The 16,291-nt window shown below is 70.8% G+C and carries 21 protein-coding genes and 1 pseudogene; 11 read left to right on the top strand and 11 right to left on the bottom strand.

The window, feature by feature from the left end:
- Both D7X32_RS45705 and nagZ read left to right on the top strand, forming a co-directional pair.
- Nucleotides 1-183, top strand: a pseudogene (locus tag D7X32_RS45705) (hypothetical protein); the annotation flags it as partial.
- 307 nt (nucleotides 184-490) lie between these two features.
- Nucleotides 491-1,555 carry a beta-N-acetylhexosaminidase gene (gene nagZ / locus D7X32_RS36900; protein WP_439329039.1) on the top strand — a complete coding sequence of 355 codons (1,065 nt, stop codon included), beginning with the start codon at nucleotides 491-493 and terminating at the stop codon, nucleotides 1,553-1,555.
- Here nagZ and D7X32_RS36895 read toward each other — a convergent pair.
- From D7X32_RS36895 to D7X32_RS36880, 4 genes are all read right to left on the bottom strand, one after another.
- Complete coding sequence (locus tag D7X32_RS36895; protein WP_120607222.1) at nucleotides 1,552-1,926, bottom strand: hypothetical protein; 375 nt, start codon at nucleotides 1,924-1,926, stop codon at nucleotides 1,552-1,554. The genes nagZ and D7X32_RS36895 overlap by 4 nt on opposite strands.
- A 136-nt stretch (nucleotides 1,927-2,062) precedes the next feature.
- Nucleotides 2,063-2,584: a hypothetical protein gene (locus D7X32_RS36890; RefSeq protein ID WP_120607224.1), complete on the bottom strand. Its 522-nt coding sequence runs from the start codon at nucleotides 2,582-2,584 to the stop codon at nucleotides 2,063-2,065.
- A 237-nt stretch (nucleotides 2,585-2,821) separates the two neighbouring features.
- A complete protein-coding gene (bcp, locus tag D7X32_RS36885; protein ID WP_120607221.1) occupies nucleotides 2,822-3,430 on the bottom strand; it encodes a thioredoxin-dependent thiol peroxidase in 609 nt (202 codons plus the stop codon).
- A 56-nt stretch (nucleotides 3,431-3,486) separates the two neighbouring features.
- Nucleotides 3,487-3,987: a hypothetical protein gene (locus tag D7X32_RS36880; protein WP_120607220.1), complete on the bottom strand. Its 501-nt coding sequence runs from the start codon at nucleotides 3,985-3,987 to the stop codon at nucleotides 3,487-3,489.
- Nucleotides 3,988-4,045: 58 nt separating this feature from the next.
- On the opposite strand from D7X32_RS36880, the gene D7X32_RS36875 reads away from it, so the two are divergent.
- Nucleotides 4,046-4,687, top strand: a complete 642-nt coding sequence (locus tag D7X32_RS36875) for a hypothetical protein (protein ID WP_120607219.1) — start codon at nucleotides 4,046-4,048, stop codon at nucleotides 4,685-4,687.
- Between the two features lie 57 nt (nucleotides 4,688-4,744).
- Here D7X32_RS36875 and D7X32_RS36870 read toward each other — a convergent pair whose 3' ends face one another.
- Nucleotides 4,745-6,067 carry a response regulator gene (locus D7X32_RS36870; RefSeq protein WP_120607218.1) on the bottom strand — a complete coding sequence of 441 codons (1,323 nt, stop codon included), beginning with the start codon at nucleotides 6,065-6,067 and terminating at the stop codon, nucleotides 4,745-4,747.
- Nucleotides 6,068-6,192: 125 nt separating this feature from the next.
- On the opposite strand from D7X32_RS36870, the gene D7X32_RS36865 reads away from it, so the two are divergent.
- The 4 genes from D7X32_RS36865 to D7X32_RS36850 are packed head-to-tail and all read left to right on the top strand — an operon-like array spanning nucleotide 6,193 to nucleotide 8,883.
- Nucleotides 6,193-6,525 (top strand): MXAN_6627.5 family MYXO-CTERM protein, encoded by a 333-nt coding sequence (locus D7X32_RS36865; protein WP_120607217.1) that lies wholly within the window; start codon nucleotides 6,193-6,195, stop codon nucleotides 6,523-6,525.
- Between the two features lie 41 nt (nucleotides 6,526-6,566).
- Nucleotides 6,567-7,607 carry a class I SAM-dependent methyltransferase gene (locus D7X32_RS36860; RefSeq protein WP_120607216.1) on the top strand — a complete coding sequence of 347 codons (1,041 nt, stop codon included), beginning with the start codon at nucleotides 6,567-6,569 and terminating at the stop codon, nucleotides 7,605-7,607.
- Nucleotides 7,608-7,658: 51 nt separating this feature from the next.
- A complete protein-coding gene (locus D7X32_RS36855) occupies nucleotides 7,659-8,240 on the top strand; it encodes a Uma2 family endonuclease (protein WP_120607215.1) in 582 nt (193 codons plus the stop codon).
- Between the two features lie 52 nt (nucleotides 8,241-8,292).
- Nucleotides 8,293-8,883 carry a Uma2 family endonuclease gene (locus tag D7X32_RS36850; protein WP_120607214.1) on the top strand — a complete coding sequence of 197 codons (591 nt, stop codon included), beginning with the start codon at nucleotides 8,293-8,295 and terminating at the stop codon, nucleotides 8,881-8,883.
- On the opposite strand, the gene D7X32_RS36845 is transcribed toward D7X32_RS36850, so the two are convergent.
- From D7X32_RS36845 to pdxR, 6 genes are all read right to left on the bottom strand, one after another.
- Nucleotides 8,880-9,806, bottom strand: a complete 927-nt coding sequence (locus D7X32_RS36845) for a tetratricopeptide repeat protein (protein WP_120607213.1) — start codon at nucleotides 9,804-9,806, stop codon at nucleotides 8,880-8,882. The two genes, D7X32_RS36850 and D7X32_RS36845, sit on opposite strands and share 4 nt — an antisense overlap.
- Complete coding sequence (locus tag D7X32_RS36840; RefSeq protein ID WP_120607212.1) at nucleotides 9,793-10,878, bottom strand: MBL fold metallo-hydrolase; 1,086 nt, start codon at nucleotides 10,876-10,878, stop codon at nucleotides 9,793-9,795. Before D7X32_RS36840 ends, D7X32_RS36845 begins: the two co-directional genes overlap by 14 nt.
- Entirely contained in the window at nucleotides 10,851-11,435 is a 585-nt protein-coding gene (locus D7X32_RS36835) for a hypothetical protein (protein ID WP_120607211.1), read from the bottom strand. Before D7X32_RS36835 ends, D7X32_RS36840 begins: the two co-directional genes overlap by 28 nt.
- Nucleotides 11,436-11,478: 43 nt before the next feature.
- Nucleotides 11,479-11,943 (bottom strand): SRPBCC family protein, encoded by a 465-nt coding sequence (locus tag D7X32_RS36830; protein WP_120607210.1) that lies wholly within the window; start codon nucleotides 11,941-11,943, stop codon nucleotides 11,479-11,481.
- The gene (locus D7X32_RS36825; protein WP_279635648.1) at nucleotides 11,940-12,314 is read right to left on the bottom strand and encodes an ArsR/SmtB family transcription factor; all 375 of its coding nucleotides are present in this window, start codon (nucleotides 12,312-12,314) and stop codon (nucleotides 11,940-11,942) included. The genes D7X32_RS36830 and D7X32_RS36825 overlap by 4 nt, the downstream gene beginning before the upstream one ends.
- A 62-nt stretch (nucleotides 12,315-12,376) precedes the next feature.
- Nucleotides 12,377-13,867 carry a MocR-like pyridoxine biosynthesis transcription factor PdxR gene (gene pdxR / locus D7X32_RS36820; protein WP_120607208.1) on the bottom strand — a complete coding sequence of 497 codons (1,491 nt, stop codon included), beginning with the start codon at nucleotides 13,865-13,867 and terminating at the stop codon, nucleotides 12,377-12,379.
- A 91-nt stretch (nucleotides 13,868-13,958) separates the two neighbouring features.
- Here pdxR and D7X32_RS36815 point away from each other — a divergent pair, with 91 nt between their 5' ends.
- From D7X32_RS36815 to D7X32_RS36800, 4 genes are all read left to right on the top strand, one after another.
- Nucleotides 13,959-14,675 (top strand): NIPSNAP family protein, encoded by a 717-nt coding sequence (locus D7X32_RS36815; RefSeq protein WP_120607207.1) that lies wholly within the window; start codon nucleotides 13,959-13,961, stop codon nucleotides 14,673-14,675.
- Between the two features lie 25 nt (nucleotides 14,676-14,700).
- Entirely contained in the window at nucleotides 14,701-15,189 is a 489-nt protein-coding gene (locus D7X32_RS36810) for a hypothetical protein (RefSeq protein ID WP_120607206.1), read from the top strand.
- An 86-nt stretch (nucleotides 15,190-15,275) separates the two neighbouring features.
- Nucleotides 15,276-15,521, top strand: a complete 246-nt coding sequence (locus D7X32_RS36805; RefSeq protein ID WP_147450407.1) for a hypothetical protein — start codon at nucleotides 15,276-15,278, stop codon at nucleotides 15,519-15,521.
- 133 nt (nucleotides 15,522-15,654) lie between these two features.
- The gene (locus tag D7X32_RS36800) at nucleotides 15,655-16,239 is read left to right on the top strand and encodes a RibD family protein (protein WP_244239387.1); all 585 of its coding nucleotides are present in this window, start codon (nucleotides 15,655-15,657) and stop codon (nucleotides 16,237-16,239) included.
- The last annotated feature ends 52 nt before the right edge of the window (nucleotides 16,240-16,291 follow it).

Raw genomic sequence — 16,291 nt, 5'->3', positions numbered from 1 at the left:
TCGCTGCAGCACGACATGGGCTTTCACCGCCTCTCCTCCCGGCACCCGCCCACCATCGACGCGGAAGTCTTCCTCAAGCTGCTGGCCCATAACGTCAGCCGGCTGCTCTCCCGCAGCCGGCTTTTTTGCGTCTTCGTCCTCTTCGAGGCCCCTGCTCCTCCCCCTGCATCGCGGCCAGGCTGAACCGCTATTCCGCGCAACCCTCCTGTCGGACCAGTTCGCGCCGCCCGGAGGGCGCGGAGGCCTGCTTGACCTCGGTTGTCCAAACCCGTCCGACGGTCCGACAGGTTTCCGCGGACCGGCTTGACCAGAGGCCCTCCTGGCCACGGACTTCAAAACCTGTCCGACTGTCGGACAGGTTCGTGCGGTGCCCTGGCAAGCAGCCGACGCTCGGGATGCGCACGGAGTGCCCTACAGGCGGCGGGCTCTGCCAGACTGCGCGGCCGTGAGCCCTGCTTCCGCCCTCTACCGCGACTGCGCCCGCCTCTTCATGGTGGGCTTCCCTGGCACCCGCATCGACGCCGACCTCGCGGCGCTGATGGACGACGGCATCTACGGCGCCATTCTCTTCAAGCGAAACGTGGGCACCGCGGCGGAGACCGCGGCGCTGTGCCGTGAGCTGAAGACGCGCGCGGGCCGGCCCTTCATCCTCTCCGTGGACCAGGAGGGCGGCCGGGTGGCGCGCCTTCGCGGTGAGCCCTTCACCGCCCTGCCCCCCATGCGGGAACTGGGACAGCGCGGCGACGAGGCCCTGGCCGAGCGCGTGGGCCGGCTGCTCGCGCACGAGCTGCGCGCCGTGGGCTTCGACTGGGACTTCGCGCCCGTGCTCGACGTGGACACCAACCCGGCCAACCCCGTGATTGGCGACCGCAGCTTCAGCCGCGACCCGGTGGAGGTGGGCCGGCTGGGCGTGGCGCTCGCCAGGGGCCTGGAGGCCGGCGGCGTGGCGTCGTGCGGGAAGCACTTTCCGGGGCATGGCGACACGACGACGGACAGCCACCTCACCCTGCCCCGGCTGCCGCACGACCTGGAGCGCCTGCGCCGCGTGGAGCTGGTGCCGTTCCAGGCCTTCGCGAAGGCGGGGCTCGCGTCGCTGATGACGGCGCATGTGCTCTTCGATGCGCTGGAGCAGGGCGTCCCCGCGACCATGAGCCACCGCGCGCTGCACGACCTGCTCCGCAAGGAGCTGGGCTTCGACGGCGTGGTCGTCAGCGACGACCTGGAGATGAAGGCCATCGCGGACCACTACTCCGTGGCGGAGGCCGCGGTGCAGGGCACGCTCGCGGGCGTGGACCTGTTCCTCGTGTGCCACAAGGCGGACGTGCAGCGCACCGCCATCGAAGCGCTGGTGAAGGCGGTGGAGTCCGGCCGCGTCCCGCGCGAGCGCATCACCGAAGCGCACCGGCGCCTGGACGCGCTCGCCGCCCGCTTCGCGCACCCCGCCGAGGACCGGCTCGCCACACTGGGCGACGCGGATCACCGCTCGCTGGCCGAGGGCCTCGCCAGCGCCTTCACTGGCAAGGACCCCACGGAGGTCATGCTCGCGTCGCGTTAGTGGGTGGCCCTCCTGGAGCCCAGCTCGGAGCCCTGCCCCATGGGTCCCTGGAAGCGGTCTGCCCCGCCCCGGTCCCCGGGCACCGGCTCCTGGGGCGTGGTGAATCCGGGGGCTCCAATCTGGTTCTGCTGTAACTGGTGGGCTCCGGCGGCGGCCGGCTTCGGCGCCGTCCCCTTCGCGTCCGTGGGGGTGCTCGCGCCGGAGCCTCCCGTCCCGGGCGGCGCGGGCTGCTGCGTGTTGGCGACGCCCTCGTAGCGGCTCCCCGCGCGCGGCATCGTGGGCTTGTCACGGTTGCAGCCGGGGCCGACCAATGCGGCCGTCGCGGCGCACACCGCCACCAGCGTCCAGTGATGAAGCGTTCTTGAGTGCATGGCCTGCTCCTTCCGGAAGCCTCGAGGGCCTCGACAGAAGGAGTGACCACCCCAGCGCCCCACCGGGAGTGGCGGAGCCGGAGCACGGACGCCCGCTGGCACGCTGGCCGGCGGGCGCCCTGGGACCGCCGTTCAGCTACCGGTTCTGCAGGTAGATGGGCGGGCTGACGTAGCTGTAGGGCACCTCGAAGCCGCGCGCGCCCTCGTTCGTGCTGGAGACACTCCAGCCCCCCAGCCCCTGAGCTGCGGGCGAGTAGGCCGCTCCGCCAAGCAGGCTGTAGCGGTGCGCCATCATGCCGCTCGGGTCATCCCACTTGGAGTTATTGGCCTGGCCGTCCTTGGCCTTCGTGCGCGGGTCGATGCTGGAGCCGATCTTCCCGATGGTGAAGTTGTAGCCCCGGTCCACCGTCAGCACGTGAGCGGGCAGCTTCGCGGCCGCGTCGCCGTGGTGCGCGTCGGCGGGGTTCTCGTGCCCCTGCTGCTCGGCCACGTTGTAGACGGCCTCCGGCTGCGTCCCGCGCTGCGCGAAGGCATTGCCCCGCGACTCATCCGGCTGCTTGCCGCCCGTCTCCGGCAGCCCGCCACAGGCCGTGCCCAGCAGCACGCCCGCCGCCAGCGCCGCCGCCCCCATCCACCGCTGAATGCCTCGCTCGCGCATGTTCATCGTCTCCGCCATCCCCGAGGAATGGTCATGCCGTCGTCGCCAACCACCGGGCATCCACCCGAGGGCTGACCCTGCCGGCCGCCCGCTGTCCGGCCCGGAGGCCGACAGGGCTTCATGGTGAACGGCCGGTCCCTTCCGGGGAGCAAGGGGCCAGCCACGGGCGCAGGCATACACGGTCCCGGCCTCCCTGTCCCGCCAGGAGTGCACCGGCGCCCGCCCCCCACGGCCCTCTCAGCCGCGAGCACCCTTCCGGGGCGCGGCCTTCGCCGCCGGGGCCTTCTTCGCCGCCGGTTTCTTGACAGCCGCCGGCTTCGCCTCGGCCGCCGGAGCCTTCTTCGCCGCGGAGGCCTTCGGCGCCGGAGCCGCGTCCGCCCGCCCACCCTGGAGCGCGGACAGCACCTCCGCGACGTGCCCGGCCACCTTCACCTTGGGCCACACGCGGACGACCTTCGCGTCCGGGCCAATGAGGAAGGTCGCGCGGATGAGGCCCATGAACTTGCGGCCATAGAGCGACTTCTCCCCCCACACGCCGTACGCGTCCGCCAGCGCGTGGTCCGGGTCCGCCAGCAGCGAGAACGGCAGTCCCTGTTTCGTGGCGAACTTCTGATGGGAGGCGACGGTGTCCGGCGACACGCCCAGCACCACCGCGCCGGCCTTCACCAGCGCGGAGTGCTCGTCGCGGAAGTCACACGCCTCCGTGGTGCAGCCGGGGGTCGCGTCCTTCGGGTAGAAGTAGAGGACGACGTGCCGCCCCTTGAACTGCGAGAGGGAGACGGTGGCGCCGCTCTGGTCGGGGAGCGAGAAGCCGGGGGCCTTGTCACCTGCTTGGGGCATGGGCATGCATCGGCTCCATACCCAGACCCCGGGGGCTTCTCAACTCCACGCACGCATCAACGTCAGTGCGAGCCCTCGCCGCCCGGCGGATGCACTTCCTCGCCCGGCGGGTGGTCATAGGCCTCCAGACGGACCAGCTCCGCCTGGCAGCTCTCCAGCACCTTCTGCAGCACGTTGCGCGTGGCGTCCGTCTGGGCCGCGCCCATCTTCTTCGCGAGCGATTCACACGCGGCGCGCTTGGCCTCCACGTCGCTGGCGCCGTGGCCCGTCGCGCCAGGGCGGGCCAGGGGACGCGGCGGGATCTTCTCGCGGGCCGCCTTCAGCGCGGCCAGCCGCTTCTCGGCCTCCGGGCGGACCTTGGAGTCCTTGGGGACGGCCTCGAACTGGGCGGCGACCTCCGCCCAGGCCGGGTCCTGCGCGGACAGGTTCTGGTTGATCAGCTCCTGGTAGCGGCCCTCGGCCTTCTGCAGCTGCTCCGGACCGGGGTCGGTGGAGCAGCCCGACAGGGCGAGCAGACCCGCCAACAGCAGCGCGGCGGAAGTTCGGGGATGGGCAATGCGCATGGTGTGGGGGCTTCCTCCTGCTGGCCACGAGGTTAAACCACGGCTAGGGTGCGCCGTCGTGGCTCCCATCCTGCTCGCCTTCCTGCTCGGCCTGACCCAAGGCATGCTCCACGCCCTGGGGCCGGACCACTGCGCCGCCATGGCCACGCTCGGTACCCTGGGCGGGGGCCGGCGCCGCGTCGCGCTGATGACGGCGCTGCGCTTCGCCCTGGGCCACGCGGCCATGCTGGGCGGCATCGCGGCGGTGTGCCTCTTCGCGGGCGTGGGCCTGTCGGAGACCTTCGAGCGGTGGGCGGAGGTGTTCGGCGGCGCGGTGCTGGTGGCGCTGGCCGTCACCGCCCTGCTCTTCCCGCACAGCCTGGACCACGGCCACCCGCACCTGCCTGGCCACGACCGCGAGCCGCACGAGCACGTGCACACCGTGAGCACCGCCGCCGGCGCCTTCATGGCCGTGAGCGGCGTGCGGTCGCTGCTCATCGCGCTGCCCCCGCTGCTGGTGGGCGGCAGCATGAGCCTGTCCGCGTGGACGTACCTGCCCGGCTTCGCGCTGGGCATCCTCATCGGCATGGGCGCGGTGGGGCTGCTGTTCGCCGAAGGCCTGTCGCGCGCCAACGCGCGCATCAGCCTGTGGATCCAGCGCGGCGTGGCGCTGGGCTCCGGCGCGCTGGGCCTGTTCTGGATCGGCTCGCGGCTCGGCTGAGGCCGCAGGGCGCGGGGGCCCCCGGGAGGCCGGGGCGCAGCCAACGTCGCCGGACCGCTACGAGCGCTTGTCCAGGATGCCCAGCGCCATCATCGACACCAGGAAGCCGTAGACGACGTGCTCCGGGCGGTTGGCGAACGCGAGCAGCTCCGCCACCACGCGGTTGCCGTCAATCTTGGGCAGCAGCTCCGCCTCCCAGCGCTCCAGCTCCACCTCGTTGAGGCCGTAGGCGGGGGCGACGGCGGGGATGAGCCGGTCCTCGGGCTGGAGCAGGCGGCGCAGGCGCTCCGGCTTGTAGAGCTTCTTGATGCCCCGGACGATGAGGTTCGCCGGGTGCACATCCAGCTTGATGGACTCCGAGGTGGCCTTCTCCTTGAAGCTCATCAGGTACGTGCCCTCCTCCCAGGAGAAGAGCGAGTAGATGATGGCCTTCACCTGCTGGCCCACGTAGTACAGCCGCTCCGTGTCCTTGAGCAGGCCGCGCTCCACCAGCACGTCGCCGGTGCGCCGGTGGCTCTGCGCGGCGACGGCGGACGCGTCCTGGAGCTGCTCGGGTTTGATCTTCCCCACGCGCACCAGGAACTGCCCGAAGCGGTCCGCCAGCAGGTTGGAGAGCCCGAACACCGGGGTCCCGTTCTCGAAGTAGATGACCTTCTTCACCTTGCCGCGCTGCACGCCCAGCTCGCCCGTCTCGCGCGACAGGTAGAAGGCGGTGAGCAGCGAGGGCAGGTTGTCCTTCAGCTCCCCCCGGCGGCTGCCCGGGGAGCCCGAGCCCGCCGGCAGCGGATCCGGCGGACGGCCCGGCGTGGGGGGCCGCACCTGGGTGGAGGGCACCTTCTGCATGGGCGTGGCGGTGAGGTTGGCGCCGCGGATTTCGGCCGTGAGGTTGCCGCCGCCGGTGACCTTGATGCGGCCGGTCAGCTCCATGGCGTCCTGCGGGCCCTCCTCCTCCACGTCGATGTCCAGCTCCACCTCGAAGGCGTCCTGCATGGAGGCGGCGGGGGCCTTCTTCTCCGCGGGCAGCACCTTGGCCACCGCTTCCAGCAGCTTCTGGGCCTCGAAGGGTTTCTCGAAGTAGCCGGCGGCCTGGTACTTCTGGCGCGCTTCGGTGGCGTGCTTGCCGCCCTTGAAGACGCCGGTGATGAAGAGCAGCGGAAGCTGGGGGTTGTCCTTCCTGAGCGTGTCCGCCAGGTGGTAACCCATCATGTCGGGCAGCAGGATGTCCAAGACAGCACAGCCGGGCGGCTGGGCGCGGGCGGCATCAATGGCCTGCTTGCCACGGCTGGCGCCCACCACCTCGTACCCGGCGTCCTCGAACAGCTGCGTGAGGAGGGAGAGGAGCTCCTGGTTGTCATCCACGACGAGGATTCGAGGCGCCATCGCGGGGGGACCGTAGCAGATTCGGGCGCCCCGGCGGCCAGCGTTTCCAGGGAACCCCGGAAGGCCGCCCGCTTCAGAGGATGGATGCAAGCGCCCCGCTGGGGCGTTAGGGTGGCGCCCGCCTCATGTCCTCCTTCATCTCCCGCATGTGTCCGGCAGGGCTCCTGGCCGGATTCCTCCTGGTGTCCCCCATGGTGGCGTTGGCCCAGGAGGGCCAGCAGCCGGACGCGGGCCAGCCGGACGATCCGAACTCCCCGGAAGGGGACGACAACACGGGGCGCGTGCCCACGGACTGCCGCAGCACCAGTGACTGCGCGCCGCGCTTCAGCTGCAACGCGGGCAAGTGCAAGTACACCGGCATCCGCCAGGCGGAGACGCAGGGCTGCATGCTGGGCCCGTCCGCGGCGCTGATGGTGCTGGGCGTGGCCGCCGTGGCAGGCTCGCGGCGCCGCCGGTAGCCGGCAGGCCCCACTCCCCCCACACCAAGGAGCGACGCGCGATGCGGCTGGGCCTCAAGGCGGACAACCTCCTGGAGCGGGTGGCGGACTTCCTCAACCTGGCGCCGCAGCCGCTGGCGCACGCCTTCTTCGGGATGATGGCGTCGCGCACGCTGATGGCCGGGGCGCGCCTGGGCGTCTACGCGGCGCTGGCGGACGGCGCGGCGACGGCGGAGGCGCTGGCGGCGCGGCTCAAGACGAGCACGGAAGGCATGCGGGCGCTCCTGGAAGCGCTCATCGCCTGCGAGGTGGTGGAGCTGCACCGCGGCCGCTTCCGGCTGGCGCCCCGGGCGCGGCGGTGGCTGGACCCGCGCTCGCCGCAGGCCATCACGTCGTTCCTGGAGTTCAACTACGCGCAGTGGGACTGGTGGGGGCAGCTGGAGAACGCGGTGAAGAGCGGGCAGTCGGTGGACATCCACCAGTTCGCTCCGGACGACCCGCGTTGGCGCGACTACATCCAGGCCATGTACCAGCTGGCGCGGCTGGCCTCGCCGGAGGTGGCGTCGGCCATTCCCCTGCCCCGGGGCGCGCGGCACCTGTTGGACCTGGGCGGCGCGCATGGCTGGTACGCGGCGGAGCTGTGCCGGATGCACCGGGGGCTGAAGGCCACGGTGGTGGACCTGGAGGGCAGCGTGCGCGTGGGGCGGGACATCATCGCCCAGGCGGGGCTGTCGCACCGGGTGACGCACAAGGAAGGGGACGTGCTGACCGCGGAGCTGGGCGGGCCGTATGACGGCGTGCTGCTGTTCCAGGTGATGCACCACCTGACGCCCGCGCAGAACGTGGCGCTCTTGCGGCGCGTGCGCGGGGCCATGGTGTCCCGGGGCACGCTGGCGGTGCTGGAGTACCTGCGCGAGGAGCGCGAGATGCAGGGGACGTCCGCGCCGCTCATCGGGTTGCACTACTTCCTCACGTCCGGAGCCGCGTCGTACACGCCCGCGGAGGTCGAAGGCTTCCTGGATGACGCGGGGTTCAAGGTGCAGAGCACGCGGCCCATCCGGCATCTGCCGTTGCAGACGTTGATCATCGCGCAGCCGGACTAGCGGCCCTGGCGTCGGCTTGTCAGACGGTGGAGGTAACTCCACACTCCAGGCATGGCCTATGGCGCGAAACCGCTCGGGGGTCCGGCGACCCTCGCTGACATCGAGGCCCTGCCCGAGGGCGTGGTGGGCGAGATCATCGACGGAACGTTGTACACGCATGCGCGGCCCCGGGCCGGGCACATGGACCTGATGGGCGCGCTGATTGAAGGGCTGCGAGGCCCCTTCCAGCGCGGCCAGAACGGCCCGGGCGGTTGGTGGGTGTTGGTGGAGCCGGGCATCCAGGTGGAGGGAGCGCCGGAGTTCAGTCCGGACCTCGCCGGGTGGAGGCGCGAGCGCGTGCCCGTACTGCCCGGCGGAAGGTGCAACGTCGTCCCGGACTGGGCCTGCGAAATCCTGTCGCCGTCCACGCGGGCCTACGACACGCGCATCAAGCGGCCGTTCTACGCGCGCATCGGCATCCAGCACCTGTGGTTCATCGACCTGGAGGCACGCACGCTCACCGTGAGCGAGCTGCGCGACGGGCGCTGGATGGAGCTGGGCGTGTATGGCGATGACGACATCATTCGCGCGGCGCCGTTCGATGCCATCGAGTTGCGGCTGGGCGAGTGGTGGCCGGTCACCGATAAGGCATGAGGGCTCGGCCGGGCTGCTTGTCAGACCGTGCTGCTAACCCCACACTTCGGGCATGGTCTATGGCGCGAAACCACTCGGGGGTCCGGCGACCCTCGCTGACATCGAGACTTTGCCCGAGGGCGTGGTGGGCGAGATCATCGACGGAACGTTGTATACGCATGCACGGCCGCGTGCCGCGCATGGCCATTTCGAATACAGGCTCCACCGCGAGCTGGATGATGCATTCCAGCCAGGTGGCGAGGAGATGCCGGGCGGATGGTGGATCATGTCCGAGCCCGGCATCCGGGTGGGGGGTTCTCCGGAGTTCATCCCGGACCTCGCGGGCTGGCGGCGTGAACGAGTGCCCCTGATGCCCCAGGGACAGTGGACGGATGTTCCCGACTGGGCGTGCGAAATCCTGTCGCCGTCCACGCGAGCCTACGACACGCGCATCAAGCGACCGTTCTACGCGCGCATCGGCATCCAGCACCTGTGGTTCGTGGACCTGGACGCGCGCACGCTCACCGTGAGCAAGCTGCATGACGGGCATTGGTTGGAGGTGGGCGTCTACGGCGAGGAAGACGACCTCATCCGCGCCCCACCCTTCGAGGAGCGGGACCTGCGGCTGGGTTGGCTCTGGAAGTCGATTCCGCCTGCGGGCTAACGCGGCTTCGGCCTCATCAGGGGTGGAGGCTTCGGCCTGCGGGCCGCGCGCTCGCTTTCCACCTGCATCTCGCGTTCGACGACCTCGCGGTGGAACTTCGCGAAGTTCACGGGCTCCAGCAGACGCGGGCCCGGGTTCGGACCCGCGTGTTCGAGGATGGCGTCGAGCACGCCCAGCGCCTCCGGGAGGAACTCTTCCCGGAGCAACACGATGGCCCGTCCCATGAGCGCGGAGGACACCAGGGCGCGCAGCCTCGGGTCCGTCGACTCGCAGTAGCGCACATCCAGCTCGTCGAACGCCTCCAGCGCTTCATCCACGTGCCCCAACCCATGGAGCGCGATGGCCCGCTGCAACAGCGTCACCGCCGTCTGCTCCACCAGGAACGGGTCGGCGTTTCCGTCGTACTCCTTCAGGAGCGCCTCGGACTGGCTCAGCCCTTCCTCGAACCGCTGCCCCTGGTTGTGGGCCGCGAGCACCGCCGTCCGCGCCATCTCCATCGGGATGCGCAGGTCGGGCCGCTGCGCGGAGGCCTTGAAGCGGCTCAGCATCCGCTCCAGCCAGTTGCTGCACATGTCTTCCCGGTCCATCTCCAGGAGCACGCGGGCGCGGTACAGCATCCCCCACGCGACGCCCTCCCAGAGTTCGGGCCTGCGCGGGCTCCAGAAGCGGCGCTCCACCTCGTCGAAGTGGACCAGCGCCTCGTTGAACATCCCCTTCTCCGAGATCGCCGCGCCCCGGTGCCCCAGCGCCCGCGCCACCTGAAGCTGGAGCGCCGGCGACTTCGACAGCGTGAAGCGCCGGTACACGTCATCGCAGAGCGGAATCGCCTCCTCCAGCTCTCCCGAGCGGATGCACGCGCGCGCCCGGTCCATCTTCTCCTTCGCCTCCACCTCCGGCGGCACCGCTCCTTCAGCGTCCGGCATCAGCCCGCCCGTCAGCCCCCGGCGCCAGCGGCGGCACGTCGCGGCCCTCGCCGAAGCCGAGCGCCCAGAAGCGCGGCCGCACCTCCTCCTTCAACAGCAGCCGCAGCAGCAGGTACTTCGCTTCGTCCTGACCGTCCCACGCCATGGGGAAGGTGCCGTAGTGCATCGCCACGGACGTGCCCGAGCGCAGCACGCGGTGCGCCTTCAGCGCGTCCTCCGGCCCCATGTGCACCGCGTGCAGGACGCGCGGACGGAACGCGCCAATGGGCAGCACCGACAGGCGCATGGGCCCGAAGCGCTCCGCGATGCGGTCGAAGTGCGGCCCCAGCCCCGTGTCTCCCGCGAAGAGCACCGGGCCGCCGGACGTCTCCAGCACGTAGCCCGCCCACAGCGTCTCCTCCTGGTCCGTCAGCCCCCGGTTCGACCGGTGCTGCGCGGGCACCGCCGTCACCTTCAACCCCGGTGGCCCACCCTTCGCGGACTGCCACCAGTCCAGCTCCTCCACGCGCTGGAAGCCCTCGTCCAGCAGCAGCTCGCGGTTGCCCAGGCCCACGACGAAGAGCGGATGGTGCGCGGCCTCCAGCCGCCGCAGCGTGGGCAGATCCATGTGGTCGTAGTGGTTGTGGCTCACCACCACGACGTCGATGGGCGGCAGGTCCTCGAAGCGGATGCCGGGAGGCCGCACGCGCTTGGGGCCCACGAAGGACACGGGGCTCGCCCGCTCCGAATAGATGGGGTCCGTCAGCACGTTCACCCCGTCCGCCTGGAGCAGCACCGTGGCGTGGTTGATGAACGTCACGCGCAGTTCGCCGGGGCCCACGCGCTCCAGCGGCTTCGGGCCGGAGGGCTCCTCCGCGTAGTCGCGCCACGGGCCGCGCGTCTCCTCCATCGCGGCCGCCACCAGCGTGAGCGGGGACAGCTTCGGCGCGTCGCCCAGGTTCTGGAACGACTCGCCGTCGAAGTGGTCCGTCACCGGGCCCCGGTGCACGGTGCCGGCGAAGCAGCCCGTGAACAGCGACAGGGCCAACGCGGGCCACAGCCGCGTCACTTGATGACGATGGTCCAGTCGCATTCGAAGGGCTCTCCGTCGAGGGTGGGCAACACGTAGCGCGAGGCCTGGATGCTGTTGAGCGCCTGCGCCAGCAGGTCCGGGGGCAGCGTCGCTTCCCGCACCTCGCATCGCTGGGGCACGCCGCCCTGCACCAGCCGGCACGTCACGCGCACGTGGTGCTTGCGGCCCTCACGCCAGCGCTGGAAGGCCTCCTGGAACACGGGGTCATCCGGCGGACCGCCGCGCACGCGCCGGGGCTCCTTCACGTGCTGGGACAGCCAGGAGCAGGCGTCCTTCACCTGCCCGTCGCACGCTTTGCCCATCAGCGACAGCGCGCGCAGCCGCTCCGGCCCCCGCGCGTTCGCGGCCAGCAGGGTGAGCGCCTGGTCGAAGCAGGTCTTCGCCGTGCGCACCGTGCAGTCTTCCGTCGTGGCCGGAGGCGTGCCCGCGGCGAAGGCGCCCACGGGCGCGGGGCGCATCAGGTCCTCCGCCACGCGCGCGGGGTCGCTGCGACGCTGCCCACATGCGGACGCGGCGCTCAGCAGCGCCAGCGGGAGGAGGAGGGAACGCCAGGTCATGCCGCCATCGTAGACGGCCCGCGCCTGGGAAGGGATGTCAGAGCTACTGGGCGGTGGCCGGGGCCAGTTCCAGCCAGGTGTCGAGCCCGCCCAGCAGGGTGGTCCACCCCTTCTGGGTGCTGTCCTTCCACTTCTCGCCGTCCGGGCCCATCTCGTGGGTCAGGGTGAGCACACAGCCCTCCCCGTCGGGAACGATGTCCACCGTCACCCGGTCGTAAGCCTGCGAGTACTTCGGCACCCCGAAGGTGAACACCAGCCGGCGCGGCCGGTCGAGCTCCAGGTACTCGCCCACGTGCTCCACCTCTTCTCCGTCGCGCAGGTCCGCGAAGCAGAACCGGCCGCCCACCCGCGCATTGATTTCCGCGCGCACCAGCGGCTTGTCCGGCGCCGTGACGAAGAGCCAGCTGCGGGCCTTCGCGGGGTGGAGCCAGGCATCGAACACGCGCTCCGCGGAGGCATTGGAGAAGCGATGGGTGACGGTCAGCTTCACGGGGAGGGAGTCGCTCACCGGGTAGGTCCTTTCGGGTGGGGCGGGGCGGAGGCCGAGGCGACGCGGTCCTCTTCCTGGAGCAGGTCGTCGAGCGCCTGGAGCCGGGTGGTCCAGTTCGAGCGCTGGGCTTCCATCCAGCGCGCGGCTTCGTCCATGGGCTTCGGGGTGAAGGACAGCAGGTGTTCGCGGCCCTCGCGGCGCCGGTGCACCAGCTTCGCGCGCTCCAGCACGCGGATGTGCTTGGACACCGCGTTGAGGGACATGGCGAAGGGCTGGGCCAGCTCCGTCACGCGCGTCTCCCCCGCCGCCAGGCGCTGGAGGATGGCCCTTCGAGTCGGGTCGGCCAGCGCCAGCAGCGTCTCATCCAGGTGATTCGGGGTCCGCATCATTCAACCTTTGGGTTGAATATCGACGCGGACCCCTGGCCTGTCAAGGCAAGGAGCTGGAGGCATCAGCGGCGGTGCGCGGCTTCGAGCGCCCGGGCCAGGGTGCGCGTTCCCGCGCGGAGCGCGTCCGGGTGCACACCGCCGAAGCCGAAGACGAGGCCGGACTCGCGGCGCCGGCCGAGGAAGTAGTCGGACAGGGCGGCGACCTCCACTCCCTTCCGGGCGGCTTCATCCCGGACGCGCAGGTCGGACAGCGGCGCGGCAAGGGACGCGCACACCTGCATGCCGGTGTCACAAGGGCGGGGCGTGAGGACGCCTGAGCAGTCGGCGCGCAGGGCTTCGAGCAGGGCTTCGCCGCGTTCCCGGTAGGCCGCGCGCATCCGGCGCAGGTGGCGGGCGAAGTGTCCCTCCGCGAGGAACACGGCGAGCGCGGCCTGCTCCAGGGTGGAGGCCGGCGCGGGTGCGGCGGCGCGGGCGGCGGAGAAGACCTCCACCAGGGATGGGGGCGCGATGAGGAAGCCCAGGCGCAGGCCGGGGAACATCGACTTGCTGAACGTGCCTACGTAGACCACGCAGCCGGCGTCATCGAGTCCCTGGAGCGCGGTGAGGGGACGGCCGCGGTGCCGGAACTCGCTGTCGTAGTCGTCCTCGATGATCAGCGAGCGGGTGCGTCCGGCCCACTGGAGCAGCGCCATCCGCCGCGCCAGGCTCAACGTGGCACCCAGGGGGTACTGGTGCGAAGGAGCCACCAGCGCGACACGGGCCCGGGGCGCACGAGCCATGCCCACGCTCACGTCGAGCCCTTCCGGATCCACGGGGATGGGCACGGGACGTCCCCCTGCTGCGAGCACGGCACGACGGGCGCCGGGATAGCCGGGGTCTTCCACCCAGACGGCGTCACCCGGGTCGAGCGCCAGCCGGAGGATTTCATCGAAGGCCTGCTGAGTCCCCGCCGTGATGAAGACCTGCGATGGCTCGCAGCGCACGCCACGTGAAGAAGACACATGGGTGGCGATGGCTTCGCGCAGCGGCGCATGGCCCGAAGGGTCACCGCCATCCAGCAGGCCCGTGCTCGCGCGAGCATGGACGCGCGACACGGTGCGGGCCCAGAGCGCGGTCGGGAACAGGTCGAGCGCGGGCACACCGGGCCGGAAGGCGCGCGGCGCGGCACCAAGGCGCGGTGCACCGACCGGCGAGGTCTTCAACGTGCGTGCGGAGGCAGCGAGCCGGGGCCCCCGCGATGAACGGGCCACCAGACTCCGGCTCCGGTCTTCGAGGAGGCCGGGCAGCTCGGGCGCGACGCGCGTGGAGGAACCTGCACGGGCCACGAGGTAGCCCTCCGCCATGAGCGCATCCAGGGCCTGGAGGACGGTGCTCCGGGCCACGTCCAGTTCGGCGGCGAGCTGGCGGGACGAGGGAATGCGCAGCCCGGGGGCCAACGCACCCGCGAGGATGCGCGCGCGGATGCCTTCGAAGAGCTGCTCGTGGAGCGCCGTGGAGCTCCGCGAATCGAGCCGCAGGAGGAGCGAGGATGCGACGCCGGTGGAGGTCTTCAACTGGTATGGCCGGTTCTTACGAAAGTGGTCTTCATGACCCTACCAGTTCCCTGGCAAGGATGGCCTCCGCACCCGCACCCCGGAAGCCCTCATGCCGTCCCAACCTCCCTGCTGCTCGGTCCTCGAACTGCGCCAGTACACGCTGCATCCCGGTCAGCGTGACGTCCTCATCCCGCTCTTCGAACGGGCCTTCATCGAGTCGCAGGAAGCCACCGGGATGCACCTCATCGGTCAGTTCCGCGACGAGGACCGGCCGGACCGGTTCGTGTGGCTGCGAGGCTTCCGCGACATGACCTCACGACGCGACGCCCTGAGCGCGTTCTACGGCGGCCCGGCGTGGAAGGAGCACCGGAGCGCGGCGAACGCGACCATGCAGGACTCCGACAACGTCCTCCTGCTGCGACCCGTGCGGCCGGACACGGGGCTCGCGCACGCAGGCGCGCCCCGGCCACCGCCTGGCTCGGACGCGCGTCCCGACTCCCGGGTGGAGATGACGCTCTGCTACCTGAAGGCGCCAGCCGATGAAGCCCTCGCCGCCTGCTTCGAACAGCACGTGCGGCCGGTGCTCACGGAGCTGGGCGCTGCTCCGAAAGCCCTGTTCCAGACCGAGCCCGCGGAGAACACCTTCCCGGCCCTGCCCGTGCGCACGGGCGAGCACGTCTTCGCCTGGCTCACGATGCTCCCGGATGACGGGCACCTCCGACGCCGAGCTGTTTCGAAGTCATGGGCGGAGCCGCTTCGGCCGTGGCTGAGCGCGCCGCTCGAACACCTGACGCTGGCCCCCACCGCGCGGTCCGAGCTGCGCTGACCGTCTCCCCGAAAGGACCTGACCGATGAAGCCCCTTCCCTCCTTGCCCACGGGCGACGTGCACGACTTCGACTTCCTCATGGGCGAATGGACGTGTGTGAACCGGAAGCTCAAGCAACGGCTGGCGGGCAGCGACGACTGGGACGTGTTCACGTCGAGGATGCGCTGTCAGCCCCACCTGGGTGGCCTGTCCAACGTCGAGGAGACCGTCTTCGAGCGGGGCTTCTCCGGCATGGCGCTGCGCCTGTTCGACGCGCGGGAGCGCCGCTGGTCCATCCACTGGATCGACAGCCGTCACGCGGTGCTCCAGCCGCCCGTGCATGGAGGCTTCACGGGCGACCACGGCCGCTTCTACGGCGAGGACACCGAAGGAGGCCGCCCGGTCCAGGTCGTGTTCCACTGGACCCGACAGGGCCGCGACCGGGCCCGGTGGGAACAGGCCTTCTCCCTCGACGGAGAGACCTGGGAGACCAACTGGGTGATGGAGTTCACCCGCGTCATGGCCAGCAACTGAAGGCTCCCACCTCCATCCCTGGATCTCCCACCCGCGCATCCGGTTGAATGCGCACGCATTCCATCCTGTCCCGGGGGAGCCGTCCCATGCGCCGTCTGCTCGCCGCTGTTCCGCTGTTTGCCCTGGTTGGCTGCTCCTACGTGGGCGTCGGCCTGACCCCGACGAGCCGGCTCGGGAACCATCCCTCCTCGCCCGCGGGGCCGGTGAGCATCCGCGTGGGCAAGTCCGGCGACACGCTGGAGACACCCGAGACCGAGAAGAAGGAAGAGGCCGCTCCCGCGAAGGAGTCCTCCACCGCCGAGGCCTCCGACGCTCCCGGCGCGACGCAGTAACGCGGGCCCGCGCTGCTCGCGGGATTGTGAACGGACCGGCGCGGAATCGGTTCGACAGACCGTGGCTCCTCGGGAACCATCCGCGCTTTCGCCGCCCGCCACCTGAAGGCGGGCCGTGCTCCGGAGTCCCCCGATGAAGCCCCACGTCATCTGTCACATGCTCTCGTCCATCGACGGGCGCATCGTCGTCAAGCACTGGCCCGACCTGGCGTCGATGCGCGGCGAATACGAGCGCACCGCGGACACCTTCGACGCGGACGCCTGGATGTGTGGCCGCATCACCATGGAGGACTTCGCCGCGGAAGGGGACGTGCCCAAGCCCGCTCCCGCGTCTCCCCTGCCCCGCACGGACTTCGTCGCTCGCAAGGACGCGGAGTCGTACGCCATCGCCCTGGATGCGCACGGCAAGCTGAACTGGGAGTCCGGCGCCATCGATGACGACCACCTCGTCGTCGTGCTCACCGAAGCCGTCCCCGACGCGCACCTCGCCCACCTGCGCGAGCGCGGCGTCTCCTATGTCTTCGGCGGCAAGCAGGACATCGACTTCGCCCGCGTGCTGGAGAAGCTGGGAGACACCTTCGGCATCAAGACCGTGCTGCTGGAGGGCGGTGGCGGCATCAACGGCTCCTTCCTCGCCGCGGGCCTCATCGACGAGGTGAGCCTGCTCGTGCACCCCCTGTCTCCTATACACATCTCCGAGCCCACGAGACGCTCATGAATATCGTATGCCGTCTTCTGCTTGAAAAAAAAAAATAGAGGCAAGCCTCATC

The organism is Corallococcus carmarthensis, from assembly GCF_003611695.1.
GTDB lineage: Bacteria > Myxococcota > Myxococcia > Myxococcales > Myxococcaceae > Corallococcus > Corallococcus carmarthensis.
Note: the sequence above shows the minus strand (reverse complement) of the source record. Positions and strands in the feature narration are given on the sequence as shown.

Bases quoted from the DNA above. Each gene is read 5' to 3' on its own strand.
- bcp (WP_120607221.1), bottom strand. From the start codon at position 3,430: ATGCCCATGCCCCAAGCAGGTGACAAGGCCCCCGGCTTCTCGCTCCCC.
- D7X32_RS36855 (WP_120607215.1), top strand. From the start codon at position 7,659: ATGGCCTATGGCGCGAAACCGCTCGGGGGTCCGGCGACCCTCGCTGAC.
- D7X32_RS36800 (WP_244239387.1), top strand. From the start codon at position 15,655: ATGAAGCCCCACGTCATCTGTCACATGCTCTCGTCCATCGACGGGCGC.
- D7X32_RS36810 (WP_120607206.1), top strand. From the start codon at position 14,701: ATGAAGCCCCTTCCCTCCTTGCCCACGGGCGACGTGCACGACTTCGAC.
- D7X32_RS36805 (WP_147450407.1), top strand. From the start codon at position 15,276: ATGCGCCGTCTGCTCGCCGCTGTTCCGCTGTTTGCCCTGGTTGGCTGC.
- D7X32_RS36860 (WP_120607216.1), top strand. From the start codon at position 6,567: ATGCGGCTGGGCCTCAAGGCGGACAACCTCCTGGAGCGGGTGGCGGAC.
- D7X32_RS36850 (WP_120607214.1), top strand. From the start codon at position 8,293: ATGGTCTATGGCGCGAAACCACTCGGGGGTCCGGCGACCCTCGCTGAC.
- D7X32_RS36825 (WP_279635648.1), bottom strand. From the start codon at position 12,314: ATGATGCGGACCCCGAATCACCTGGATGAGACGCTGCTGGCGCTGGCC.
- D7X32_RS36880 (WP_120607220.1), bottom strand. From the start codon at position 3,987: ATGCGCATTGCCCATCCCCGAACTTCCGCCGCGCTGCTGTTGGCGGGT.
- D7X32_RS36895 (WP_120607222.1), bottom strand. From the start codon at position 1,926: ATGCACTCAAGAACGCTTCATCACTGGACGCTGGTGGCGGTGTGCGCC.
- D7X32_RS36840 (WP_120607212.1), bottom strand. From the start codon at position 10,878: ATGCGACTGGACCATCGTCATCAAGTGACGCGGCTGTGGCCCGCGTTG.
- nagZ (WP_439329039.1), top strand. From the start codon at position 491: ATGGTGGGCTTCCCTGGCACCCGCATCGACGCCGACCTCGCGGCGCTG.
- D7X32_RS36845 (WP_120607213.1), bottom strand. From the start codon at position 9,806: ATGCCGGACGCTGAAGGAGCGGTGCCGCCGGAGGTGGAGGCGAAGGAG.
- D7X32_RS36835 (WP_120607211.1), bottom strand. From the start codon at position 11,435: ATGACCTGGCGTTCCCTCCTCCTCCCGCTGGCGCTGCTGAGCGCCGCG.
- D7X32_RS36870 (WP_120607218.1), bottom strand. From the start codon at position 6,067: ATGGCGCCTCGAATCCTCGTCGTGGATGACAACCAGGAGCTCCTCTCC.
- D7X32_RS36890 (WP_120607224.1), bottom strand. From the start codon at position 2,584: ATGCGCGAGCGAGGCATTCAGCGGTGGATGGGGGCGGCGGCGCTGGCG.
- D7X32_RS36865 (WP_120607217.1), top strand. From the start codon at position 6,193: ATGTCCTCCTTCATCTCCCGCATGTGTCCGGCAGGGCTCCTGGCCGGA.
- D7X32_RS36815 (WP_120607207.1), top strand. From the start codon at position 13,959: ATGCCGTCCCAACCTCCCTGCTGCTCGGTCCTCGAACTGCGCCAGTAC.